The sequence below is a fragment of the Mesorhizobium sp. B2-4-3 genome, from assembly GCF_006442815.1.
GTDB lineage: Bacteria > Pseudomonadota > Alphaproteobacteria > Rhizobiales > Rhizobiaceae > Mesorhizobium.
This window is the reverse complement of sequence record NZ_VFVL01000001.1, coordinates 146943-169644: the sequence shown is the minus strand read 5'-3', so window position 1 is coordinate 169644 and position 22702 is coordinate 146943. Positions and strand designations below refer to the sequence as shown.

Annotated in this window: 23 protein-coding genes and 3 pseudogenes; 11 read left to right on the top strand and 15 right to left on the bottom strand. The window is 63.1% G+C overall.

What is annotated here, in order from left to right; all coding sequences use genetic code 11:
* The 3 genes from FJ956_RS30410 (at window position 1) to FJ956_RS00795 (ending at window position 1825) form a co-directional block, all read left to right on the top strand.
* Entirely contained in the window at window positions 1–162 is a 162-nt protein-coding gene (locus tag FJ956_RS30410) for a hypothetical protein (RefSeq protein ID WP_181170376.1), read from the top strand.
* A 114-nt stretch (window positions 163–276) separates the two neighbouring features.
* Window positions 277–1083, top strand: a complete 807-nt coding sequence (locus FJ956_RS00800) for a nucleotidyltransferase (protein WP_140684028.1) — start codon at window positions 277–279, stop codon at window positions 1081–1083.
* Complete coding sequence (locus FJ956_RS00795; RefSeq protein WP_140684026.1) at window positions 1076–1825, top strand: metallophosphoesterase; 750 nt, start codon at window positions 1076–1078, stop codon at window positions 1823–1825. Before FJ956_RS00800 ends, FJ956_RS00795 begins: the two co-directional genes overlap by 8 nt.
* A gap of 3 nt (window positions 1826–1828) precedes the next feature.
* Here FJ956_RS00795 and FJ956_RS00790 read toward each other — a convergent pair whose 3' ends face one another.
* The 3 genes and pseudogenes from FJ956_RS00790 to FJ956_RS00780 all read right to left on the bottom strand — a co-directional run bounded on the left by FJ956_RS00790 (window position 1829) and on the right by FJ956_RS00780 (window position 3123).
* Window positions 1829–2107, bottom strand: a complete 279-nt coding sequence (locus tag FJ956_RS00790; protein WP_140684038.1) for a hypothetical protein — start codon at window positions 2105–2107, stop codon at window positions 1829–1831.
* 76 nt (window positions 2108–2183) lie between these two features.
* Window positions 2184–2387 (bottom strand): annotated as a pseudogene (locus FJ956_RS00785) (ATP-dependent DNA ligase); the annotation flags it as partial.
* A 418-nt stretch (window positions 2388–2805) separates the two neighbouring features.
* Window positions 2806–3123, bottom strand: a complete 318-nt coding sequence (locus FJ956_RS00780; RefSeq protein WP_140684024.1) for a hypothetical protein — start codon at window positions 3121–3123, stop codon at window positions 2806–2808.
* A 520-nt stretch (window positions 3124–3643) separates the two neighbouring features.
* Between FJ956_RS00780 and FJ956_RS00775 the strand changes: the two genes are divergently transcribed.
* Complete coding sequence (locus tag FJ956_RS00775) at window positions 3644–3823, top strand: hypothetical protein (RefSeq protein WP_140684022.1); 180 nt, start codon at window positions 3644–3646, stop codon at window positions 3821–3823.
* 561 nt (window positions 3824–4384) lie between these two features.
* Window positions 4385–4816 (top strand): hypothetical protein, encoded by a 432-nt coding sequence (locus FJ956_RS00770; protein ID WP_140684020.1) that lies wholly within the window; start codon window positions 4385–4387, stop codon window positions 4814–4816.
* Between the two features lie 341 nt (window positions 4817–5157).
* On the opposite strand, the gene FJ956_RS00765 is transcribed toward FJ956_RS00770, so the two are convergent.
* From FJ956_RS00765 to FJ956_RS00710, 11 genes and pseudogenes are all read right to left on the bottom strand, one after another.
* Window positions 5158–5361: a DUF2934 domain-containing protein gene (locus FJ956_RS00765; RefSeq protein WP_140684018.1), complete on the bottom strand. Its 204-nt coding sequence runs from the start codon at window positions 5359–5361 to the stop codon at window positions 5158–5160.
* 179 nt (window positions 5362–5540) lie between these two features.
* A complete protein-coding gene (locus FJ956_RS00760; protein ID WP_140684015.1) occupies window positions 5541–5744 on the bottom strand; it encodes a hypothetical protein in 204 nt (67 codons plus the stop codon).
* Window positions 5745–5896: 152 nt separating this feature from the next.
* Window positions 5897–7887, bottom strand: a pseudogene (locus FJ956_RS00755) (protein-L-isoaspartate(D-aspartate) O-methyltransferase).
* Between the two features lie 19 nt (window positions 7888–7906).
* Window positions 7907–8059 (bottom strand): annotated as a pseudogene (locus FJ956_RS00750) (thiamine pyrophosphate-binding protein); the annotation flags it as partial.
* Window positions 8060–8332: 273 nt separating this feature from the next.
* A complete protein-coding gene (locus FJ956_RS00745) occupies window positions 8333–8770 on the bottom strand; it encodes a DUF2267 domain-containing protein (protein ID WP_140684013.1) in 438 nt (145 codons plus the stop codon).
* Window positions 8771–9455: 685 nt separating this feature from the next.
* Entirely contained in the window at window positions 9456–9998 is a 543-nt protein-coding gene (locus FJ956_RS00735; RefSeq protein WP_246672226.1) for a sarcosine oxidase subunit gamma family protein, read from the bottom strand.
* Window positions 9991–12939: a sarcosine oxidase subunit alpha family protein gene (locus FJ956_RS00730; protein WP_140684010.1), complete on the bottom strand. Its 2949-nt coding sequence runs from the start codon at window positions 12937–12939 to the stop codon at window positions 9991–9993. Before FJ956_RS00730 ends, FJ956_RS00735 begins: the two co-directional genes overlap by 8 nt.
* Window positions 12936–13202: a sarcosine oxidase subunit delta gene (locus FJ956_RS00725; protein ID WP_140684008.1), complete on the bottom strand. Its 267-nt coding sequence runs from the start codon at window positions 13200–13202 to the stop codon at window positions 12936–12938. Before FJ956_RS00725 ends, FJ956_RS00730 begins: the two co-directional genes overlap by 4 nt.
* Window positions 13203–13219: 17 nt before the next feature.
* On the bottom strand, window positions 13220–14476 hold the full coding sequence (locus tag FJ956_RS00720) for a sarcosine oxidase subunit beta family protein (RefSeq protein ID WP_140684005.1): 1257 nt from the start codon (window positions 14474–14476) through the stop codon (window positions 13220–13222).
* A gap of 9 nt (window positions 14477–14485) precedes the next feature.
* Complete coding sequence (locus FJ956_RS00715) at window positions 14486–15634, bottom strand: Xaa-Pro peptidase family protein (protein ID WP_140684003.1); 1149 nt, start codon at window positions 15632–15634, stop codon at window positions 14486–14488.
* A 31-nt stretch (window positions 15635–15665) separates the two neighbouring features.
* Window positions 15666–16847 (bottom strand): M24 family metallopeptidase, encoded by a 1182-nt coding sequence (locus FJ956_RS00710; protein ID WP_140683998.1) that lies wholly within the window; start codon window positions 16845–16847, stop codon window positions 15666–15668.
* 238 nt (window positions 16848–17085) lie between these two features.
* Between FJ956_RS00710 and ehuB the strand changes: the two genes are divergently transcribed.
* The 6 genes from ehuB to FJ956_RS30960 all read left to right on the top strand — a co-directional run bounded on the left by ehuB (window position 17086) and on the right by FJ956_RS30960 (window position 21483).
* Window positions 17086–17943: an ectoine/hydroxyectoine ABC transporter substrate-binding protein EhuB gene (gene ehuB, locus FJ956_RS00705; RefSeq protein WP_246672225.1), complete on the top strand. Its 858-nt coding sequence runs from the start codon at window positions 17086–17088 to the stop codon at window positions 17941–17943.
* A 56-nt stretch (window positions 17944–17999) separates the two neighbouring features.
* On the top strand, window positions 18000–18728 hold the full coding sequence (ehuC, locus tag FJ956_RS00700) for an ectoine/hydroxyectoine ABC transporter permease subunit EhuC (protein ID WP_140683991.1): 729 nt from the start codon (window positions 18000–18002) through the stop codon (window positions 18726–18728).
* On the top strand, window positions 18725–19384 hold the full coding sequence (gene ehuD, locus FJ956_RS00695) for an ectoine/hydroxyectoine ABC transporter permease subunit EhuD (protein WP_140683989.1): 660 nt from the start codon (window positions 18725–18727) through the stop codon (window positions 19382–19384). The genes ehuC and ehuD overlap by 4 nt, the downstream gene beginning before the upstream one ends.
* Complete coding sequence (gene ehuA / locus FJ956_RS00690; protein ID WP_140683987.1) at window positions 19381–20160, top strand: ectoine/hydroxyectoine ABC transporter ATP-binding protein EhuA; 780 nt, start codon at window positions 19381–19383, stop codon at window positions 20158–20160. Before ehuD ends, ehuA begins: the two co-directional genes overlap by 4 nt.
* Window positions 20157–20906 (top strand): GntR family transcriptional regulator, encoded by a 750-nt coding sequence (locus FJ956_RS00685; RefSeq protein WP_140683985.1) that lies wholly within the window; start codon window positions 20157–20159, stop codon window positions 20904–20906. The genes ehuA and FJ956_RS00685 overlap by 4 nt, the downstream gene beginning before the upstream one ends.
* 445 nt (window positions 20907–21351) lie before the next feature.
* A complete protein-coding gene (locus FJ956_RS30960) occupies window positions 21352–21483 on the top strand; it encodes a hypothetical protein (RefSeq protein WP_281405604.1) in 132 nt (43 codons plus the stop codon).
* A gap of 486 nt (window positions 21484–21969) precedes the next feature.
* Here FJ956_RS30960 and FJ956_RS00675 read toward each other — a convergent pair whose 3' ends face one another.
* Window positions 21970–22698 carry an amino acid ABC transporter ATP-binding protein gene (locus tag FJ956_RS00675; RefSeq protein ID WP_181170375.1) on the bottom strand — a complete coding sequence of 243 codons (729 nt, stop codon included), beginning with the start codon at window positions 22696–22698 and terminating at the stop codon, window positions 21970–21972.
* Between the last annotated feature and the right edge of the window lie 4 nt (window positions 22699–22702).

The following is a 22702-nucleotide window of genomic DNA, read 5'->3' as shown; positions in this document are numbered from 1 at the left end:
ATGTCCGGCACCGATTTGTGGCTCATCGTCGTCGCGGGCGGTCCCCTCATCCTCCTGCTTGCGATCATCTACGTCCTCGTTACACGCCGCCGCCGAGGACCGGCGGAGCGGCGCGAGAGCGACCGGGCGGTCGAACGCCTCTATCAAGAGGAAGGAGACTAGCGCTTCTGTCCAGGCGAGCTCGTCATGGAAGCGTGACGTCGAACGCGGAACAACGTTGGATTACCGCTGTTTACCGGAACAGGTGGATGAAGATCAAAAGCCGGAGCAACGGTGATGACCAACGACGAGTTGCCGGGAGTGCTGGCGACGCTACCGGTGATCGACGCAAAGGCGGAGCCAACGCTGAAGAGCGCCGAGGCGGAGGCCTTCTACACGAATGCGATCCGCGAACTCGCCGCCACCGATATTCCCTTCCTGGTTGCCGGCACCTATGCGGTAAGCGCCTATACCGGCGTCGTGCGCCAGACCAAGGACCTCGATATCTTCTGCAAGGCCGGCGACTGCCCGCGCGTCCTCGCCCATTTCAAGGATATCGGCTACGCCGTCGAGATCGAGGATGATCGCTGGCTGGGGAAGGTCTTCGAAGGCCCGCATTTCTTCGATGTGATCTTTGCATCAGCCAACGGCACCATGCAGGTCGAGGACCAGTGGCTGGAGCATGCCCGGCAGGTTGAGCTGCTCGGCAGCCGTGTCCGGATCATCGGACCCACGGAACTCATCTGGTCGAAATGCTTCATCCAGGACAGGGGCCGTCACGATGGCGCCGACATTGCCCACACCGTCCTCAAGGCGCATGACCAGATCGACTGGCACAGGCTGCTTTCCTATCTCGACGTCCACTGGGAGGTTCTTTTGATGCAGCTGCTCAACTTCCGCTGGATCTATCCGAGCGAGCGCGACCTCGTCCCCGACTGGCTGCTCGATGATCTGCTCAAGCGGCTGGCCACACAGCGGCGGCTGCCGTCGCCCAGAATGAAGATCTGCCGTGGCCGACTGCTGTCGCAGATCGATTATGAGATCGACGTGAAGGAATGGGGCTTCGCGGGCGTCGGCGGCGTTGGAGAATTCCGCGATGGCTGAACGAAGCAAGGCAGACCGCAAATCGAACGGCAACGGAAAGGTCAAAGTCGCCGCCATGGGCGATCTGCATGTTCAAGAAGATTCGCAGACATCCTACCGCGATCTGTTCGGCGAGGTTTCGCGCGAAGCCGACATCCTGGTGCTTACCGGCGATCTCACCAATCTCGGCAAGCCCAAAGAGGCCGAGCTTCTTGCCGAGGACCTGCGCGCCTGCTCGATCCCCATCGTCGCTGTGCTCGGCAATCACGATTACGAATCCGGCTGCGCCGACCAGATCGCGGCGACGCTCCGTCAGGCCGGCGTCCATCTCCTCGATGGGCAAGCGACGGAATTGATGGATGTCGGCTTTGTCGGCGTCAAGGGTTTTGTCGGCGGTTTCGGCTCAAGGATGCTCGGCTCATTCGGCGAGCCGGCAATCAAAGCCATGGTGGCCGAGAGCGTCAATGAAGCGATGCGGCTTGAGAACGCCATGCGGCAAGTTCGCGCCAAACGCACGCTTGTGGTGCTTCACTACGCGCCGATCCCGGAGACGGTCGCCGGCGAGCCGCCGGAAATCTTCCCCTTCCTCGGATCATCCCGGCTTGCGGAAACGATCGACCGGTTCAAGGTGAGCGCTGTCGTGCACGGCCATGCGCATCGCGGCAGCTACGAAGGCCAGACGCCCGGCGGCGCCAAAGTCTACAACGTCGCCATGCACATCACGAAGCCGACGGGCCGGCCTTACGCACTGATCGAAATCTGAACTTTAGACCTCGTCGAAGCGGCTGCCTTCCTTGGAAGGATCTTGCGACAGCACTCGTTCCTCCTCGTCGTCCGGCAGAGCCTCGTCGCTCTCTTGATCGGGATTGTCATCATCCTCTTCGGGCAAGGCCCCCTCGGTCTCGCCCGGATCAGGACCGTTCTCGGTGACGACGCTGTCAGGAAGCACTTTGTTGCCCTCGAAGGAATCCCAGTCCTGCTGTTCGATGGTCGGCGCTTCGGCTTCGTCCTGCCGTGCGGATCGCTGCTTGTTACGAGGGTCCATATCGTTCTCCAATACTCGGCTGGCTGTTTCCTTTCAGGAACCGCCCTGGCGGTCGATTGTTCCGGCAAGGGCGCAGCTACGCGATCTGCTCGAACGTGCATTGGCGGGGCGCTTTGTCAGGCCGCCAGCGCAAAAGCTTTGTGCCATGGCGGAAACGGTCGCTGGTGACATGGTCGAAACGAACTTCGACGACCAGTTCCGGCTTCACGGGTTCCCATGCTCCGCTGCGCTCCGTGCTCCAGCGGCTCGGTCCGCCCGGCGCCTTGCCGGTGAAGCCCGGTCCGCCATCCGTCGGCATTTTGAGCGTGCAATTGAGCGCGAATGCGGTGAGCGGCATCATATCCTCCTGCGGCTTGGGGCGATCGTCTCGCCCTGACGATCCGAGCCTTGGATGGTGGCGCTTTCGTAAGGGAGCTCGGCCGGACGCCTAACAGTGCGTTATCGGCTTTGTTCCTTGCCGATCCGCTGAAGTCACGTCGCCTCGCAACAGCGAACTCAATCCCGATCCCGAATGCCGCCAGTGCCGCTCTGCTTATTGGCGTCCCGCAGCAGGCGGACAATGGCATCCACTGGGGACGGGTCGGTGGTGGGTTGGGCTTTCCGACGCCACAGATGGCGAAACAAAATCCTTAAGCTTGGCATCGCAACAGCCTCCTGCGCTATCAAACCTGGAACGAGGAGCGATGTTCCCTTCGCGGCTAGCGAAAGGCTGCCGCGACAACAAATGCGACGGCGGCTACGACAACCAGCGCCACGATGACCAGCACCGGACCGTTCCTGCGCGGCTGCAGGTCGGACGCGTTATCCGGCGGTCGCATCGCATCGGCAAAGCTCGCCTGGTTGGTGAAGTTGGGTTTGCGCGCCTTGGCCGCCTGGACGGAAGTCGCGGCACCGCCAGCCTCGGCATCAGCCTCCTGCGGCGCCGCCGCCGGATCGAAACCGGGCGTCTTGTCCTGGGTCCTGCCGGCCTGGATTTCGCCGCGGGACTCGGCAGCGGTGCGTTGGTTGGGTGACATTTTGCGCCTCCTTTGTTCCCAAACTTGCATCCGGCCCCGCTGTTCCAGCCGGCAGTCAAGGCAGGAGATGGGATCAAGCAAGCAAGCGCCTTCGAGTTCATTGCCTGCGCGACGTCAGGCGCACGGTTGAGATCGATTCTTGAACTCGGACGGAACTTTCGGGTCAGGGGAGCCTTGTAACCTCGATACCGGAACAACGAGGCAGGAATGCAAGTTCTCGACACAGCGATACATGCCGATCCCAAAGGCGCGACAGTCGAGTTTCTTGGCGAGGGCGGGGAAAGGATCGCTGTCACCATGATTGTGTCCGACCCGTTGCTCAGCGACGCCGCGCTTATCGATCGCGCCAGAGAGATGATGCTTCAGTGCGCGGCGTTCGGCTCCCCGGCAGAACGAGACCAACCAGACGGCAGGTGGACGCGGCCGGCCTGGCGTCGAGCGGTCAGGAGACACGGGCCAGGGTCCGTACACATTCGAATATCGCGACGGCGGCAGTGTGAGGCGGGTCGAAGGCGTGGACTTGCCCAACCTCGAAGCTGTTCATGACGAGGCGCTGCGGTCGGCGGTCGATCTGCTCGACGATGCGGCCGAACCGCGTCAGGACGGTTGGGCGGTTCGGGTTCGTGGCGGCGGCGGTGATGTCGTCTTGTCCGTCGATTTCGAAGAAGCAAGGCAGGAAAGGGCAACCACCGCGATGTGAGGGAAGTCGGCGTCTGTGAAAGGTATGATGAAAGGTATGATAATGCATCCCTTCATGTCACTGCATACGCTTGCGAATTCACGGGGCGATGGGCTCAGACCCGAGTTTCTTCGTCTCTTCGAGGCGCGCGCCGCCTTGTTGGGCTCCGACGTGATAGAACTCCGTCTCGGCAACGAGCAGGCAGGTCCGAATCCCATCGGCAGCGTCGCAACCACGGCGCAGCAACACATCCCGCGCCGATCCGTCATTTGATCGAACTCGCAGGCCAGTTGGTCGCGGATTGCGCCGAGCCAGCTCGAAGAACACCATGGTCAGGCGTTTGACCTGCGTTCTCCACGATGTTCCGTTTGCTTCAGGTTCAAACGCTTGCCCATCGTCGCGAAGGATGGCTGGAACATACGAGATCGCTGGCAGTTCGGGGTTCGCTTCAGACGCCGTGCCAGGTGGCTATTGAAGACGGGGTGGGCAACACCTGTCGGCCTGCGCTCGCAGGCGTGGGCTTCATGCCCCGGCAGGATTCTGCCGCGGTGCGGATGCCGCCAAGAACCACAGGAGACAGCAATGAAGCATCAGACCTCATACGAACTTCAATCGGTGGCGGTCGTCGACCGGCTCGGATTGATCCCCCTTGCAACGAGAACGCAGCGGATCGAGCGGTGGGCGGAACTGCTCGACCGCAACCCCCTGCGCTGCCTCTCCGCGCTGACCGGCACCGAATATGTCGATCCGGGAGTTCGCGAACGGGTGCGGGCGGACGGATCGCCGCTTACGGTTGCGTTCGATGATCCGTTGCTGCGCGCAGCCGGATTGCAATCGGACACCTATGGCGAGGCGAAGCGCTTCTTCGAGCTTTCCGATTGGCAGTTGCATGACGTCGTCTGCAGCTGTCATGCCGGCGCCACGATGCAGGCGAGCTGGGCGGCCGCGCGAGTTCGCAGGATCGTAAAAGGCAATCGGGTTCTCGCCTGGCTCAGGAGCCGCTTCGTGCATTGACAATAAACGTGTCGTCCGGCGAGCGCGGGTCGCGGGACGACACGGCTGGGATCAATGCAGGCTCCGCGCGAGCGCTATTCCAAGCAGGGTGGCGCCGATCCTGAAATACGGCAACGATCCGGACATGCTCGATCGCGAGGCTGCAAGCTGAAGCGCGACACGGTGGCCGGTGAGCTGGCCGTACCTCAGCCACCTTGGTCGATAGCGTGCGGCGAGGGTTGCTGGGCGCCGCCACTGGGGCGTCTGCTGTTCAGGTCAGCCCAAAGCCAAAGGGCGATCAGCACGATCAGCAGAGCCGCGACAAGTGTACCGATACGGCGCATTCGCTGGTCGCCTTGCCTTCAGCCGCCGGGCCTGTTGGCGGCCGGATCCGAGCCGACGCCAACCGCGGGATCCGGTGTCACCGGGCCGCGCTCGGCTTCCGAGCCTTCCGACTCGATCTCCTGGACGGCTTGATCCCAATGTTCCTGCTCACGCCCGTCGGGGCGGCCTTCGCGTTCCCAGATCTCGTGGGCGCGCTGCCTGATGCGGTCTTCCCGGTCCATGCCGACCTCCTCTCGCGCCTGAACTGGGCGCTTGTCTGCGACTAATCGGGCGCCGAGAGGTTTGTTCCATCGGATTCGAATGGATTGATCGAATTTGCAAAGCGTCGGGAAACGTCGCCTTTGGAATCCCGCCCGTGCCAGTGGCCCCTGGTACGGGCGGGAGTGAGGGCGAGGATAGTTTACTTGTTCGTGCGAATTTTCTGACGCGGATTGATTCCGCCCGTTGAGGTGGTGTCGTTCTCGACATCTCCCTCGACCGTGTTCTCGCCATGCTCCAACTCGTCACCTTCCTTGATGGTACCCTTGGAGGTTCCAATGCCGGGATCGTTACTTATATCGGCGTCGCTCGGTCTTTTCGATTTCGGGTGCTGGTTTCCACTCATGACTGTTCCTCGATTGGTGCGTTTCACCGTTTCGCGGAAAACGGCGAAGCGCCCTGTCCCTTTGGCTACGGCGAAGGCGCCGAGCCCCGCTCACACTTTTCCTGGAATTGCTCTGGCCTCCCAAACTGGAAGGGATGCCGAATGTTCCGGCGTCAAACGCCGAATGGATAGGTTTCGGGGACGCCTCCAGCCGCGTGCTCGGGGCCGAGCGGCGTGACGGCGCTGGTTTCATCGAACCACACAAAGGCATCGAACTGCCGCGCCAGCGAGGCGTCGGCATAGTGGCTGTGCAGTTCGGTTTCCGGCCGGTAGATCACCCCGATGAAGCGTTCCAGGCGGCGCTCGATCAGGCGGTCGCGCAGGTCCGGGTCGCGCCCGAGGTCAAGCAGGAACCGGTCGATGCCGGCGTCGTGGCAGAGCCGTTCGTAGCTGTCTTCGCGAGAAGGCCGCACCGACTTGATTTCCATCTCGCCGCCCCAGTCGGTCGCTGCGGCGACAGTGCCTGCATGCGTGCCGAAACCGATGAGTGCCGCGGCATCGCCGAACCGCTGGCGGCAGAGCTGGCCGATATTCACTTCCTCGCGCGAGATTCCCATTTCGGTATAACGCGCATCGCCGATATGGGAATTGTGCGCCCACACCACGGCTTTGGCGTTCGGTCCCCGCGCGCCGAGAATGCGTTCCAGCGTTTCGAACATATGCGTGTCGCGCAAATTCCAGGATTGCGATCCGCCATAGTACATAGTGCGGTAATAACGCTCGGCGGAGGCAATGAGCCGGGCATTCTGCGCGGCGTCGAACAGTTCCTCGCCGTCCTGTCCGGCTTGATCGAGTTGCCTCGCCAGCATGTCGCGGCATTGCTCGAGGACCGCTTGCTCGCATTCGCGATAGCCCTTGGTCAGCGCGGCCCGGGCATAGGTCGACGGTTCGGTCTGCCACGGCGTCAGGCAGCCATAGCGCTCCCGTGCAACCCTTGCCGCTTCCGGGTCGACGCGATCGAGATACTCCAGGACGGCCGCTATCGAGCCGCGCATGTTGTAGATATCGAGGCCATAGAAGCCCGCTTGCGGCTGCAGCGCCTTGACCTTGTCATTGTGCTCGCGCAGCCATTCCATGAATGCCGCGACGTCGGTGTTGCGCCACATCCAGGTTGGAAAGCGCTGGAACGGCCGAGCGGCGCCGGGCGAGGCGCCGCGGCCGCGGACATAGCGGTCGATCGCGGCGGCATCGGGCCAATCGGCCTCGACCGCGACGATCGTGAAGCCGTACCTCTCGATCAGCCTTTTGCTGATTGCCGCGCGCGCCCGGTAGAATTCGGACGTGCCGTGGCTGGCCTCGCCGAGCAGGACGACCCGTCGGTCCGCGAACCGGTCGAACGCTTCGGCGAAGCCTGAGTCGTCGAAGTCCAAAAGCGGCTCGGCCGCCGCGGCGATCATCTCCGGCAGGCTGTGCGGGCGGGCAAGCGGTATCGTGCGGGCAATCCGTGGGCGGCTTTCTTCCCGCCAGCCCTGTTCGCCAATCAGCGGGACGAAGCGCACCCCGCCGAAATCCTCCTCGTTGTAAGTCGAGGCGCCGGTGCGGGTTACCTTGAGCAGCCGCTGCTCGTCGGGATCGTCGCCGACCGGGATAACCAGCCTGCCGCCGACATCGAGCTGCTGCTGCAAGGCCAACGGCGCGCCCGGTCCGCTCGCCGCGACCACGATGGCATCGAAGGGCGCCGCTTCGGGCCAGCCCCTTGTGCCGTCGCCGGTCCGCACGTCGATATTGCCATAGCCAAGTTGCTGAAAGCGCCGCTGCGCCGCCTCGGCCAGCGCTGCATGGCGTTCGATCGTGTAAACATGGTCGACACGCGGCTCATGACCGCGGCTGCGTAGCCGGATCCGGTGCCAACTTCGAGCACCTGGTCGCCCGGGCCGATCTCTGCTATTTCCAGCATGAAGGCGACGATGTAGGGCTGCGATATGGTCTGCCCCTCCGCGATCGGCAGCGCTCCGTCTTCATAGGCGAATTCTTCGTAGCCGGGATCGACGAAGGCTTCGCGTGGAACTTCCCGCATCGCCGCCAGGATTTCCCTGTTACGGATGCCGCGACGACCGAGATGAACATCGACCATCCGACGGCGCTCTTGCGAAAGATCGAGCATCGGAATTCCCTCCATCCTATTCCTTGTGCCGCACTTGAACGAAAGAAATTTTGTCCTGGTTTTTTCGCAGCGCCTCCATGACGCCGTTGATGCCGTCGCCGAGAAGCCCGAACACGACTTCGACGTTCCAGGCAATCAAGGTGTCGACGAAGGTTTCGGCCGCATTGGGCATGGCGAGGTTCCGCTGTTGGCTTCCGAACCAGCAGGATTGCGGTTGGTTCCCTTGTTGGCGGCGTTCGGAACAAACCCGCGCCGGACGAACTTCGGCACCTCCTTCACGAGAATCCGGTCTGCTCGGTATTTCGGGAATATCCGCAGACAAGCGCGAGCTAAAGGTGACTGCCGATCCCAAGGCCTGCGAAGCCCTTGAGCTTTTCGACATCGTCAAAAGCAGCACAATGCCAGGATGTGTGTAGAAGGCCCACGCCGGCAGGGAGGAATCCGCCTATGCACCGACGCTGCCCGGCCAAAGCATCTGAATGTCGCTGGGCAGGGCGGCGCGCACCTTGGCCGATTGGCCGAGATCGACATGATGGACAAGTGTCTTGAATACCGCGCGCGCCGCATCGCCTGGATCGACCGGCCGCGTGGCCTTCAATGCGTCCGCAACCGGGTCCAGAAACTCGTCGATCGATCGGTCGTGGCTTGGCTGATCGGATGGGTTGTACTGATCGTAATAGGCTCCGCGGATCAAGAGCGGCAACTCGGCGGCGAGATTGGCCCCCAGGTCCGGCGGCAGCCTGTCGCGCAAGGTTCGCAGGACGACGCCAAGGGTATGCCACGCCAACTGCCGATCGGGCCCGAGATCATCCATGATCTCCTTCAGCCAGATATTGGTGGTCTGTATCGTCTTGTCGAAAACGTCGAGGCCATTAGCGCTCATCATCGCCTCCAGATGAGAAAAATGCCCACACACCCATCAAACACAGAACACGCTGCCAGAGTTATTGTTTCGTCCGTTTGGCGATTGTTTTGATCGGCTGCCCGGAAATTCTGGAAGCCGTCCTCATCAGCAGAGGGCGCCAGAGTCTGCTTTCGGCCCAACACCCCGCAAGTTGGCGTACGCTTCTGGCCCCAAATCGGGACATTTGCCGGTGGGTCAAAGCGGCGTCACTACCTAGCATCAGGAGGCACATGCTGGTTGACAGGCGAAGGATGGCATGGAGGTCATCTACCATCTGCGTCGGTGGAGAATCGGGATTCGTGCTCAATGGGCTGCGGGACCATACGAGACCGTACGGGAAAATTCCCGAGTTGTGCCCACGAAAAAGATAACAAAATCAATAGTTCGAGGTCGTCCTCCGGGCCCACCATTATCGTTGTTTATCAATGGCTTACGGGTCGGTTCGCCAACAGGTTCGCCAAAAGGTTCGCCAAGCATCGGCTTGCGAGTCACGAGGCGCACAACGCGATCCATACCTTGCACCGCCAGACGAACCTGGGAGGCCTCGCGTGAATAGAGCTACCAGCCATGCGTCTTTGACCACCAACAGCCGGCGGGCATCGGAACCTCCTGCTGCCTGGGTGGACGGGTTTAGAAACGGTTCCATCTTGTCGGCCAGCGGCAGTTAATTTCGCGCTTTAATTCCAGGCGAAGAACGCTTGCTGGCGCTGTCGGCAACCCAGTCCGCAAGGCTGTGCGCAAAGCTTCGCGGCACGATCATGTCGCACCCGGTCTCGCTCGTGCGCAGGACGAGCACGGGTACGTGATGGAAGACCGTTTGAAATGCGCGGCCCGGCGCTGCGCCTGGCGAACGCCAGTCGACTGCGATGCAGCCGGAGAGGATTTCCAGGACGCGCGCGCCGCTCAAGCTGAAGCGCACGCGTCCCTCGCCGAGGTGAACCGAACAGCCCAGTTCGGGATCGATCGCTGGCTGCGGCGTTTCTGCATCCGCCTCCATTATCAGCCAGAGCCGGCGGGGGGAGACCCGAACGATGAGCGTGTCGGCAAGGCGGGCCGTGTCACCGACCGAGACGGGCAGGGCAGTGCCCAGCATTTGCGAAGCACTCAGCTCAAACTGGGCCAGCATCCCGTCCCAGCCCTCGATCTGAACGATCGGGCAGTCGGATCTCGACAGAGTGAAATCTTTCGATGCCAGAGCCTCAGCCATGCAGCCGCTCTCCTTTGGGATCTACAAAGACGGGCGAAACGATGCGGGCGCGAACGGTTTCAGCCTTCATCGGATAGGTCGCGAGGACTTCGCTTCCCTCCACCGCGACATCGCCTGCCAGCAGGGCGAGGCCGACATAACGGCCAAGCTCCGGGCTGAACGTCACCGACGTTATCCGGCCGCGTCCGTGCCCGGTGACGATATCGCCGGGTATGAACAATATGGCGCCGCCGCGCAGCCGCTTGCCCTCCTCGGCGGATTCCAGGCCAACCAGACGCTGGCGGTTGGGAGCTTGAAATGCCGGTCGCCGTCGCAGCACGTCACCAACAAACCCGGTGCGTTTTGCCGCCATGCGGCCAAGGCCGAGATCGTCGAGTGTGGTCCGCCCATCGATCTCCGGTCCGGCAACATGGCCCTTTTCGACCCGCAGCGCGCCGAGCGCCTCAACGCCGTACGAGTTCAGGCCGAAGGTCGCGCCGGCCTCAAGCACATGGCGCCAGACCGTCTCGCCGGCAGTTGCACCGACGTAGATCTCGTAGGCGCGCTCGCCGGAATAGCTGAGCCGTATGATGCGCAAAGCCCGGCCGTCGAACTCCGCTTCGGCAACGCCCATATGCGGCAGCGCATCGTTCGAGACGTCGAGCCCAAGAAAGGCGGCGGCAAGGACATCGCGGCTCTTCGGTCCGGCGAGCGACATCGCCGCCCACTCGTCGCTGACGGAGGTGACCGCGACGCGCAGCTCCGGCCAGGCGGTGTCGAGCAGGAATTCCAGCCGCGACAGGACATCGGCCGCCTTGGCGGTCGAGGTGGTCATGAAGAAACGATTCTCCGACAACCGCGTGGTGGTACCGTCATCGAAGACGATGCCGTCATCGCGTAGCATGACGCCGTAGCGGGCGCGACCGACCGGGAGCTTGGCAAAGCCGTTGGCGTAGACACGGTCGAGGAAAATGGCCGCGTCCGGCCCCTGCACGTCGATCTTGCCGAGGGTGGAAATGTCCATCAGACCGGCGGCCCCGCGCACCATCCGCATCTCGGCGACATAGGCCTCGTTCACGTCCCGGCCGGCGGCGCGGTAGAAATACGGACGCATCCACAGCCCCACCTCGAGCATGTCGGCGCCATTCGCCACATGCCAGTCATGCATCGGCGTGCGGCGGATCGGCTTGAAATGATGGCCGACGGCGCGGCCGGCGAGCGCGCCGATGGCGACCGGCGCATAAGGCGGACGAAAGGTCGTGGTCCCGGTTTGCGGGATCGTCTCCTGGCGTAGCGCCGCCATAGCCGAGAGTGCTGCAAAATTGCCGGTCTTGCCCTGGTCGGTCCCCATGCCGAGCGTGGTGTAGCGCTTCAGATGCTCGACCGATTCATAGCCCTCGCGATGCGCCAATTCGATGTCCTTTGTGGTCACATCCATCTGGAAATCGACGAAGGCCTTTCCGCGCCCGGTGGACGGGATCGCGCGGAACGCGTCGGTTGCGGCTTCGCCGAGATCGAGCCTCGCAGGAGCCGGTGCGGCTGCCGATTTTCCGCAGAAGGCTGCTGCTTCGATGCCGGCACGGTGGCCGCCGTCGATGGCATCGGCCGTCGAGTAGCGGCCCATCATCGAGCCGGCGCCAAAGTGGCCTGCCGGAAGGCCGCCGGGAACGAAGCCGTTCATGTCGTCGCGATAGACCGGTTTGACACCGAGATGCGAGGTGAGATGCACCGTCGGCGACCAGCCGCCGGACACGCAGACGAGGTCGCACGCGATTTCCGAATTGCCGCCCGGCCCGGCAAGCTTCGCGGCCTTGACCGCATGGCCGCCACGCAGGTCGGCGATTTGGGTCCCGGATCGGATTGCTATGTTCAGGCGCCTGGCCTCCGCCGCCAGACCGGCGGGTAGGGTGCTGCGCTGATCCGCGATGGTCACTTGCGCACCGGCGGCGGCAAGGTCGATGGCGGCGCGATAGGCGCCGTCATTCGTCGTGGCGACCAGGATATTCTTGCCCGGCAGGACGGCGAAGCGGTTGAAGTAGGTCCGGGCGGCCGATGCCAGCATGACGCCCGGCCGGTCGTTGTTGGAGAAGACCAGCGGCCGCTCGATGGCGCCGGCGGCAAAGACGACTGCGCGGGCGCGAAGCATGGTGAAGACCTGCCGCGCGACGCCTTGCACGACCGGATCGTCGTTTCGTTCGATCAGCGCCAGCGTGTTGCCGTCATAGATGCCGAACGCCATCGTCCTGCGCCACACAGTGACGTTGGGCAGGCCTGCCAGTTCGGTCTCGATCGCCTTCAGCCAAGCTGCCGCCTCGCCATCGGAACGCTCCGACAGAAGCTGACCGCCGAGCAGGAAATCCTGCTCGATCAGGGCGACGTCTGCGCCGGCATACGCCGCGGCGCGCGCCGCCGAGAGGCCGGCAGGGCCGCCACCGGCGATAGCGACATCGGCAAATGCGTGGCGCACCTCGTAGCGGTCGGGATCGCGCTCGGTGCCCGCCCGGCCCAGGCCTGCCGCCCGACGGATGAAATGCTCGTAGAACATCCAGGCGCGCCGCGTCGGTCCCATGAAGGTCTTGTAATAGAAGCCGGCGGAAAGGAATGGCGCAAACAGCCCATTGATGCTCTGCAGGTCGAAGCCAAGCGAGGGCCAGCGGTTCTGGCTTTCGGCGATCATGCCTTGCGCCAACTCGAGCGCGGTGGCCGGCAGGTTCGGTTCGCGCCGTCCACCGGTTCCAAGCGTGACCAGCGCGTTCGGCTCTTCGGGTCCGGCCGAAAAGGTACCGCGCGGGCGGTGATATTTGAAACTGCGTCCGGTGAGCGTGATGCCATTGGCCAGCAGAGCCGAAGCCAGCGTGTCGCCTTGATAGCCGTTCAGCGTGCGGCCATCGAAGCTGAAGCCGATCGGTCGCATACGATCGATACGGCCGCCGGCAGGCAGACGTCTGTCGTTCGAGTTCATGCTCGTGTTTTCCTGGCGAAGCCGACGGAGGCGATTGCATGGTTGCGGGTATCGCGCTCGACGACCAGCCATTGCCGACACCCGGTCACGTGTTGCCAGAACTCCCTGTGCGGCCCCGGCGGGTTTTTGCGTACATAAACATAACGGTACCAGGCCTCGGGATCCGGGTCGTCATGGCCCGGACGGGTGATCGAAGCGTCGCCGCCATAGCGGAATTCATCATGGTCGCGCAGGCCACAGCACGGACATTCGATGCGAAGCATTTGTCTTGCTCTGCTCCCTATTGCAGCCAGGCCGAGGGACCGGCGCCGGCCTCGTCGAGCGTGTGGCCGGTGCGGAAGCGGTCAAGGCGAAAGGCGGCGATCAAGGGATGCGGCTTGCCGGTCGCCAGCGTGTGCGCGAAGCACCAGCCCGAGGCAGGCGTCGCCTTGAAGCCGCCATAGCACCAGCCGCCGTTGAGATAGAGCCCGTCGATCGGCGTCGGGCAGATGATCGGGCTGGCGTCGGGCGTCATGTCCATGACGCCGCCCCAATGGCGCAGCAGCCTGACGCGCGAGATACAGGGCATCAGCGCGATTGCCGCTTCGGCCACCTCGCGCACGACGCCGAGATTGCCGCGCTGGGCATAGGAATTGTAGCCGTCGAGATTGCCGCCGAACACCAGCCCGCCCTTGTCGGATTGGCTGACATAGAAATGATCGGCGCCGTAGGCCACGACATGGTCGACCAGCGGCTTCAGCGGCTCGGTGACGAAGGCCTGCAGCACGTGGCTCTCGATCGGCAGCTCCAGCCCGGCCTTCCGGCCGAGCACCGACGTGTGGCCAGCGACCGCAAGGCCGACCTTGCCGGCGCCGATGCGCCCCTTGCTCGTCTCGACGCCGACGATCCTGTCGCCGTCGCGGACGAAGCCGGTGACCTCGCAGTTCTGGATGATGTCGACGCCGTGACTGTCGGCGGCGCGCGCATAACCCCAGGCGACGGCATCGTGGCGGGCCGTGCCGGCCCGGCCCTGCAGGATGGCCCCATATATCGGGAACCGCGCCGTGTCGGAGAAATCGAGATAAGGCACGAGCCGCCGCACCGCATCGCGGTCGAGGATATCGGCATCGATGCCGTTCAGCCGCATGATGTTGGCGCGATGGCCGAACGTGTCGAGCTGGTCCGCCGAATGGGCGGTGACGATCTGGCCCCGCTGCGAGAACATGACGTTGAAGTTCAGCGCCTGCGACAGGCCTTCCCACAGCTTGACCGAGAATTCATAGAATTGGGTGTTGCCGTCGAGCAGGTAGTTGGAGCGGATGACGGTGGTGTTGCGGCCGACATTGCCGCCGCCGACATAGCCTTTCTCCAGCACGGCGACGTTGCGGATGCCATGGTTCTCGGCCAGGTAGAACGCCGTGGCGAGGCCATGCCCGCCGCCGCCGACAATGATCATGTCGTAAGCCGGCTTCGGCTCCGCCGCGCGCCATGCGCGCTGCCAGTTCTTCTGGCCGGACAGGCCGTTGCGGAGAATCGAGGACACCGAATAGCGTGACATGTTCATGGTCTAGCGGACGATCGGGCCGGTCGGGGTGCGGGTAAGCACCTCGGCGCCGGTATCGGTCAGCAGCACGGTGTTTGAGATGAAATCATCGCCGCGGCTGGTGCCCATCAGCCAGGACAGGATGTGGAAGCTCATGCCGGTCTCGATCTCGAGATCGGAATCATGCCGCAGGCCGGTCACCGAATTGCCGCCGGTCCAGGACGGCGGCTGGCCGATGCCGACGAGATAGCCGCAATGATGGCGACGGTAGTGCGACAGGCCCGCCTCGTCGGCGACGCCTTGCCAGGCGGCGTAGACGTCGCGTGCCCTGACGCCGGGTCTCAGCGCCTCGACGACGGCGTTGAAAGCCTTGGCCGTCACCTCGGCCATGGCGGCGTCCTCGTCCTTGATGGCGCCGATGCGGATCAGCCGGCCGAGAGGCGCGTGATAGCGCGAGACGCAGCCGGACAGTTCGACGAAGACCGGCTCGCCGCGGCGGTAGACGCCATCGCCCCAGGTCGTGTGCTCTTCGCCGAGCCGGGCAGCGGGGCGGATGAACGGGCCGAAGCCTGGCGCGTGACCGCCAGCGCGCGCCATCGCCGCAACGCATTCCGCGGCAACCTCCTGCTCGGCGGCGCCGTCATGGATCGCCGCGATCGCGGCGCCCGCGGCGGCGTCCGTGACTTTGGCGGCGCGACGCATCAGCGCCTGTTCCTCAGCGCTCTTCACCAGCCGCATGCCGTCGACCAGGCCGGAGACGTCGCTCCATTTCGCGTCGGCCTGCGCCTCGAGCTTCAGGGCGAGGCCGTGGCTGAGACCCGAGGTCCAGTGTTCGAGACCGATGCGCTTGCCCGTTAGGGCAAGTTCGGAAAGGACGCGCGCGGCCAGGTCGGCGGCGGTCTCGCTGTCGGAATGGCCGCGGAATTCCGCTGCCTTCACCCGGTTTTCGATCGTCACCTTTTCCATCGACCGGGTGACCAGAACCGGCTGCCGGTCGAGGGGCACGATGAGAAGATGCGGCGCGAAATAGCCCCAATGATCGAGGCCGGTGAGATAGAAGATGTTTTCCGGCGAGGCGAAGACGGCGGCATCGAGCCCGCGCTCGGCCAAGGCCTTGCGCACCTTAGACAGGCGGCCGGCGATCTCGGCTTCCGAAAAGGGATTGCGGTCCATTGTGTATCCTCGAAATTGCCTATGCGGGTGGTCAGTCGATGACGATGAGGTCGCGGGTGACGTCGCAGAGCCGTTCGCCGCCATGTTCGGCGACGACGAACGACTCCGAGATGGCGACGCCGAAATCGTCGAGCCAGACGCCGGCCATGAAGTGGAAGCACATGCCGGGCCGCAACTCCGTCTTGTCGCCGGGCCTCAGGCTCGCGGTGCGTTCGCCCCAATCCGGCGGGTAGGCGAGGCCGACGGGATAGCCGACGCGGCTTTCCTTCTTGAGCCCGTTTTTGCGCAATACTGCCTGCCATGCGGCCTCGACCTGTTCACAGGTGTTGCCGGGTTGGGCGAGTTCGAGACCGGCATCGACGCCTTCGACGATCACCTTGGCCATGTCGGAAAGGGCGGCCGGCGGCTTGCCGAAATGCACGGTCCGGGTCAGCGCCGCGTGGTAGCGCCGCCGCACGCCGGCGATCTCGACGATGGCCAGCCCGCTGTCGGGAAGCGGCGCGTCCGACCAGGTCAGGTGCGGTGTGCTCGTGCCTTCTCCGACCGGCATCAGCGGGCAGATTGCGGCGTAGTCGCCGCCGGCGCCCGGCATGCCCATGATCTGCGCATGATAGATTTCGGCGATGACATGGTTCTGCGGCACGCCCGGGCGCATCTTTTCGATGGCGCGGTTCATGGCATTGCTGCAGATCGCGCCGGCCTGGCGGATCAACGCCAGCTCGGCGTCCGATTTCACCAGCCGGGCCCAGTTGACGAGGTCGTGATTGTTGCTGAAGCGCGCCGAGGGCAGGCCGCCGACGAGATGGGCATGGCAGCGCGCCGTGTAGTAGTGCGCGTCCATTTCGACCCCGATATGCGCCCGGTCCCATCCGCGTGCCCGGATCAGACCGGCGAGTTCGTCATAAGGATGCTCGACGGGCTGCTGCACCAGCCGCTCCGAGAACGGGACGACGTTTTCATCGGGCAGGCCGGTGGTCATGCGGGCGCTCTTGGCGTCCTGCGCCCTGCCGAACCAGATCGGCCGGTCTTCTTCCAGATGAACGAGCACGCATTGCGGCACGTAGAAGGACCAGCCGTCATAGCCGGTCAGCCAGCACATGTTTGCCGGATCCTGGCAGATGATGAGGTCGAAGCCGGCCTTCGCCATGCGCTGCTTCACGTCCGCAAGGCGCTGTGCGTATTCCGTTTTTGTGAAGCTGGCCGAGTCGTTCAAACCTGTCGTTCCCGATCACAGTCTGTTAGTGCAACTTGCGAAAAAATGCCGGCGATTGTGCACAACTGCCGGGCATATCCGTTCATTTCTCAGTGATGAACGCCGATTTTTGAGATTCGTACAGCGCATCTTGCGATATGTCCAGATGAGTTGTATACGTCTTATGCACTCGATGTGACGGTGGAGAAACGCCGCTCGAGCCAGGCATCATTAAAAAAGAAAAGGGGAATACATGCTCATGTCACACATATCCCGCCGCGCGGTTGTGAAGGCCGCCGCTTGCCTTGCGCTCGCCGCGACGGCATTCACGTCGGCCCACGCGGAGACGACCCTCGAGCGCGCCAAGAAAGACGGCTATATCCGCGTCGGCTTCGCCAACGAGGCGCCGTTCGGTTTTGCCACGCCTGACGGCAAGCTGACCGGCGAAGCGCCAGAGGTCGCCAAGGCGGTGCTCGCCAAGATGGGCATCAAGCAGGTCGACGGCGTGCTGACCGAGTTCGGGTCGCTCATTCCCGGCCTCAAGGCCGGCCGTTTCGACATCATCGCCGCCGGCATGTTCATCACTCCGAAGCGCTGCGCGGAGATCAATTTCTCGGAGCCGTCCTACGGTATCGGCGAGGCCATGTTGGTGGCAAAGGGCAATCCCAAGGGCGTGAAGGACTTTTCCAGCATCAAGGACAACCCGGATCTGAAGCTCGCCGTGATGGCCGGCGCCGTCGAGGGCGGCTTCGCCAAGGATGCGGGCGTTGCCGATGGGCAGATCGTTACGCTGCCGGACCAGTCCAGTCTCGTCGCCGCCATCCAGGCCGGCCGCGCCGATGCGGCCGCGCTCACCGCGCTGTCGATCGCCGACATGGCCAAGAAGGCCGATGGCGTCGAATCGACCAAGCCGTTCGGCGAGGTCGCCGGCAAGTCAGTGAAGGGCCATGGCGGCTTCGGCTTCCGCAAGGAAGACACCGATTTGCAGGAAGCGTTCAACGCCGAACTGAAGAAATTCATCGGCTCGCCGGAGCACATTGCGCTGGTCGAGCCGCTCGGCTTCGGCAAGGATTATCTGCCGAACAAGACCACCGCGCAGCTCTGCAAGGGCGAATAAGTTCCCAACTGCTGGCGGCGCGAAAGCGCCGCCCTCTTTTTTCCTCGGAGAAGCAGATGGGAATCCGCACGCTCGTTGCCATGCTGGTCGTCTCGCTGGCCGTGATCGCCGTGCTGGCGACACAGGCAACATACAGGCTGTTCCTTCCTGGACTGCTGCAGGGCGCCGTTCTGACAATCGAGATCGCCGTCCTCGGGAGCCTGCTGGCGGTCGTCATGGGCGTTTTCGCCGCGTTGGCGCGCATGTATGGTCCGGCACCGCTCAGATGGCTGGCGACTGTCTATGTCGAAATCTTCCGCGGCACCTCGGCGCTGGTGCAATTGTTCTGGCTGTTTTTCGTGCTGCCGCAATTCGGCGTCACGCTCGACGCATTTCCCGTTGCCGTGCTCGCGCTTGGCCTGAATGTCGGGGCCTACGGATCCGAGTGCGTGCGCGGCTCCATCCTGTCGGTCGCGCGCGGCCAGTGGGAAGCGGGAACGGCACTCAACATGAGCCGTGCGCAGATGCTGCGCCGGATCATTCTGCCGCAGGCCTTCATCGCCATGATCCCGCCCTGGGGCAATCTGTTCATCGAGCTGCTGAAATCGACCGCGCTGGTCTCGCTGATCACCCTGTCGGACCTCGCCTTCAAGGCGCAGCAGATGAATCAGAACACATTCAAGACCGTTCCAATCTTCACGCTGGTGCTGCTGATGTACCTGGCGATGTCGCTGGTCGTTTCCATCGGCATGCGGCTGCTCGAAAGACGAGCCTCGCTCGGCCTGGCGCGAGGGAGGGCGGCATGATCTGGGATTGGAATTTTACCTTGCAGATCCTGCCGGTGCTGGCCCGCGCGGCCGTCGTGTCGGTCGAGGCGACGCTTCTCGGCTTCGTCATAGCGGCGACGCTTGGCCTGGTCCTGGCCGTGATCCGCATCGCGGTGCCGTGGACCGCCTGGACGATCTCCGTGCTGGTCGAATTGATCCGCTCGACACCGCTGCTGATCCAGATCTTCTTTATCTATTTCGTCTTTCCGAAATTCGGCCTTGTGCTCGACGCGTTCACGGCCGGCGTGCTTGCCATCGGCATCCACTACGCCGCCTACTGCTCGGAGGTCTATCGCGCGGGCTTCGACAACATCCATCGCGGCCAGTGGGAAGCCTCGATCGCGCTCAATCTGTCGTCCTGGACGACCTTTCGCGACATCATCATCCCGCAGGCCATCCCGCCGATCGTGCCGGCGCTCGGCAACTATCTCGTCGCGCTGTTCAAGGAGACGCCGCTGCTTTCGGCCATTGCCGTGCTGGAACTCATGCAGACGGCCAAGATCATCGGCTCCGAGACATTCCGCTACACCGAACCGATCACACTGGTCGGCCTGTTCTTCCTCGCGATGAGCCTGGTTTCGGCCGCGCTTATTCGTACCCTCGAACGCCTGCTCAACCGGAGGAACGCGCGATGACGGAACAACCCATGGTGCGCTTCGACAATGTTTCCAAACGCTACGGTTCGTTGACCGTCCTCGACGGCTTGAACCTCGAAATCGCGCGCGGCGAGAAGGTTTCGGTCATCGGTCCGTCCGGTTCAGGCAAGACCACCGTGCTGCGCATGCTGATGACGCTGGAGACGATCAATGACGGCGTCATCTGGGTCGACGGCGAGCCGCTGACGCATATGCAGCAGAGCGGCAAGCTGGTGCCTGCCAACCTTGCTCACATCCGTCGCATCCGGGCGAAGATCGGCATGGTCTTCCAATCCTTCAACCTGTTCCCCCACATGACGGCGATGGCCAATTGCATCGAGGCCCCGATGACCGTTCTCGGCATGAAGCGGGCCGATGCCGAAGCGCGGGCGGCCGAGCTTCTCGACATGGTCGGGTTGTCGCAGAAGAAGGATCACTATCCCTCCCAGCTCTCCGGCGGCCAGCAACAGCGCGTCGCCATCGCCAGGGCGCTGGCGATGCGGCCCAAGATAATGCTGTTCGACGAGGTGACCTCGGCGCTCGACCCCGAACTTGTCGGCGAAGTGCTGCAGGTGATAAGGCAAATTGGTCGCGAGCATGATCTGACAATGCTCATGGTCACCCACCAGATGGGCTTCGCCAAGGAATTTTCCGATCGCGTCTGTTTCTTCTATCAGGGAAAGATTTGCGAGCAGGGACCGCCGAGCGAGCTTTTCGGGGCGCCCAAGAATGAGCGGACTCGGCAATTTCTGCACGCAGTCCTGGAGGCTGGATGACGCTTGATACGGATGCCTCGGCCACCACGGCGATCGTTGAGGCGCCACGACCGCTTACGGCGCGGGAACGGTTCGAGCGTATCTACCGGATCCTGCGCGACCGCATCTGCCTGCTCGACTATCCGCCGGGAAGCCGGCTCTCCGAGGAAGAACTCGCCCAGGAATTCGAGATCAGCCGCACGCCGATACGCCGCGTGTTGGCGCGGCTTGAATCGGAAGGGCTGGTTCAGTCCGTGCATGGCGTCGGCACCATAGTCACTGATGTCGATATCGAGGAATTGCAGCAGGTCTATCACCTGCGCCTGGAACTGGCGCTTCTGGTCGGCAAGCTTTCGCCTGTACCGCGCACGGCAGCCGACCTGGATCGGATCCGGGCGCTCATCGCGCGCTGTGATTCCGATATGCTCAATCCGGATCAACGGGCTTTCCTGCAGTTGAACATGGACTTCTTCTCCGAGCTGACCGCCATGACCGGGAACCAGCCCCTGCGCGAGATCAGCGAGCGGCTATATTTCCAGGTGGCGCGTGTCGTCCTGAAGATGATGCCGCAACTGGGCTTGGTGGAGGAATTCACGGCCTTCCGGCGCGAAATGGAGGAGGTCCTGGCCGCAGCGCAGATCGGCGACTGGGAGTCGATCGGGCACATCAGGCGTGCGCATATCTCAATGAGCTTTCGACGCATGATGCGCCATGGGGATCATGCCAAGGACACGAACAGCGAGCGCTCGGTACGGCAAGAAGAATAGCCCGAGCACTCGCCTGCACAGGCAATTAACGACCCTTCCTTGCCGAAGTTCGAACGAACCAACCGGCGCCTTGACGGAACCTGGGGGCTCCCAAAAAAATATGAAAAGCCTGTGCTCGTTCGCAAGGCAAAGCTTGCGGTCGTTGTTGCCGGGCCGTCGCTGCCGGCGCCACCTTGGTCGACTGACGGTTAACCGAGCTTGAATTGTTCACGGTCAGGGAGACCTAACCAAGCTGACCGGAACTGCGAAGCTTCGCCAAGAGAATCATGGCGGTGCCGCGGTACTCAGCGTGCGCATGCTCACTCAACGGAGATGCTTCCCATGCGGCTAGGTTTGCGACTAGGAGTGTAGCATCTCCGTTGACCGAGGCGCATTTGAGCTCCCCGCTCTTATCCATCACAACGATTGCCGCGTCAGCATCACCGTAGCCTATTGCCGCGATTCTTTGAATTCGAGCGTCACCGTCGATCCGCACATCGAACAGCACCTGACCCCCAGTTTTGTCGGCGGCGTCAGCCACTCGATCGCCAAATGGGCGGTGCATGCGGCCGCCATCCCCAAGCGACTGCTCAAATAGAACTATCTCGACGTGCCCAGCCGCCATTCGCGGACAGTGCGCTGTCTATTGCGATTGGCAATAGTCCATGCCGAACTTTCACACATTTCAATCGGCCCACCAGATTTAATGCCGGCGGATTTTTTGTAGCCAATTGCAGCGGCGCCTGGCCTTGCCTGACCCCACCAAGTACATCAACACGCCTAGGACGACAGCGGTCAGCGTACCTCCGCCTATGGCCAACGATCGACGTCGGCGCTTGGTGAGCTTTTTCGGCTTTCGGCAGCCACAGTTTGACATTTCGCTGTTGGCGATGATGCCGGCCTCGGCCTCAGCAAGAGAAGGTTGTCTCGGTCCATTGCCCTTCAGCGAACGCCCAGGCCACTGAGCCACCGATTTCGACATTTGTTTGCGTGGGAACTTGAGCGGGGGAGGGATACCGCCAATACAGTGCAGTCACCCAATTCGTTTGCTGAAGGTAGGCGAGGACAGCCAGTAGCGCGCCGGTCAGTGTCTGAGTATCTTGCTGAGGAAGGCGCGGCTGCGGTCGGTCTTCGGGTTGGAGAAGAATTCCTCCGGCGTGCCGCTTTCGACGATGGCGCCGGCGTCCATGAACACTATCCGCTGCGCGACCTTGCGGGCAAAGCCCATCTCATGCGTCACAACCATCATCGTCATGCCTTCCTCGGCGACCGCGACCATGACGTCGAGCACTTCCGAGATCATCTCGGGATCGAGTGCCGATGTCGGTTCGTCGAACAGCATGATCTTAGGACGCATGCCGAGGCAGCGGGCGATTGCAACGCGTTGCTGCTGGCCACCGGAAAGCTGTGAAGGATAGGCATTGACCTTGTCGGCCAAGCCGACCTTGGCCAACAATTCGCGTCCGGCTTTCTCGGCCTCGGCACGCGTGATCTTGCGCACATGGATCGGGGCAAGCGTGACGTTCTCGAGCGCCGTCTTGTGCGGGTAGAGGTTGAACGACTGGAAGACGAAGCCGATCTCGGTACGCAGCCGCGTCATGTTGGTGGCGGGATCGCCAAGGCGCTGGCCGTCGACGATGAGGCCGCCCTCCTCGATCGTCTCCAGGCCGTTGATGCAGCGGATGAGCGTGCTCTTGCCGGAGCCGCTGGGGCCGCAGACGACGACCACTTCGCGCGGTTCGACGCTGAGCGTAATGTCCTTCAGCACGTTGAGCGCGCCGAACCATTTGTTGACGCCGCGAAACTCGATCATACCG

Bases quoted from the DNA above. Each gene is read 5' to 3' on its own strand.
- FJ956_RS30410 (WP_181170376.1), top strand. From the start codon at position 1: ATGTCCGGCACCGATTTGTGGCTCATCGTCGTCGCGGGCGGTCCCCTC.
- FJ956_RS00800 (WP_140684028.1), top strand. From the start codon at position 277: ATGACCAACGACGAGTTGCCGGGAGTGCTGGCGACGCTACCGGTGATC.
- FJ956_RS00795 (WP_140684026.1), top strand. From the start codon at position 1,076: ATGGCTGAACGAAGCAAGGCAGACCGCAAATCGAACGGCAACGGAAAG.
- FJ956_RS00790 (WP_140684038.1), bottom strand. From the start codon at position 2,107: ATGGACCCTCGTAACAAGCAGCGATCCGCACGGCAGGACGAAGCCGAA.
- FJ956_RS00780 (WP_140684024.1), bottom strand. From the start codon at position 3,123: ATGTCACCCAACCAACGCACCGCTGCCGAGTCCCGCGGCGAAATCCAG.
- FJ956_RS00770 (WP_140684020.1), top strand. From the start codon at position 4,385: ATGAAGCATCAGACCTCATACGAACTTCAATCGGTGGCGGTCGTCGAC.
- FJ956_RS00765 (WP_140684018.1), bottom strand. From the start codon at position 5,361: ATGGACCGGGAAGACCGCATCAGGCAGCGCGCCCACGAGATCTGGGAA.
- FJ956_RS00760 (WP_140684015.1), bottom strand. From the start codon at position 5,744: ATGAGTGGAAACCAGCACCCGAAATCGAAAAGACCGAGCGACGCCGAT.
- FJ956_RS00745 (WP_140684013.1), bottom strand. From the start codon at position 8,770: ATGAGCGCTAATGGCCTCGACGTTTTCGACAAGACGATACAGACCACC.
- FJ956_RS00735 (WP_246672226.1), bottom strand. From the start codon at position 9,998: ATGGCTGAGGCTCTGGCATCGAAAGATTTCACTCTGTCGAGATCCGAC.
- FJ956_RS00730 (WP_140684010.1), bottom strand. From the start codon at position 12,939: ATGAACTCGAACGACAGACGTCTGCCTGCCGGCGGCCGTATCGATCGT.
- FJ956_RS00725 (WP_140684008.1), bottom strand. From the start codon at position 13,202: ATGCTTCGCATCGAATGTCCGTGCTGTGGCCTGCGCGACCATGATGAA.
- FJ956_RS00720 (WP_140684005.1), bottom strand. From the start codon at position 14,476: ATGTCACGCTATTCGGTGTCCTCGATTCTCCGCAACGGCCTGTCCGGC.
- FJ956_RS00715 (WP_140684003.1), bottom strand. From the start codon at position 15,634: ATGGACCGCAATCCCTTTTCGGAAGCCGAGATCGCCGGCCGCCTGTCT.
- ehuB (WP_246672225.1), top strand. From the start codon at position 17,086: ATGTCACACATATCCCGCCGCGCGGTTGTGAAGGCCGCCGCTTGCCTT.
- ehuC (WP_140683991.1), top strand. From the start codon at position 18,000: ATGGGAATCCGCACGCTCGTTGCCATGCTGGTCGTCTCGCTGGCCGTG.
- ehuD (WP_140683989.1), top strand. From the start codon at position 18,725: ATGATCTGGGATTGGAATTTTACCTTGCAGATCCTGCCGGTGCTGGCC.
- ehuA (WP_140683987.1), top strand. From the start codon at position 19,381: ATGACGGAACAACCCATGGTGCGCTTCGACAATGTTTCCAAACGCTAC.
- FJ956_RS00685 (WP_140683985.1), top strand. From the start codon at position 20,157: ATGACGCTTGATACGGATGCCTCGGCCACCACGGCGATCGTTGAGGCG.
- FJ956_RS00675 (WP_181170375.1), bottom strand. From the start codon at position 22,698: ATGATCGAGTTTCGCGGCGTCAACAAATGGTTCGGCGCGCTCAACGTG.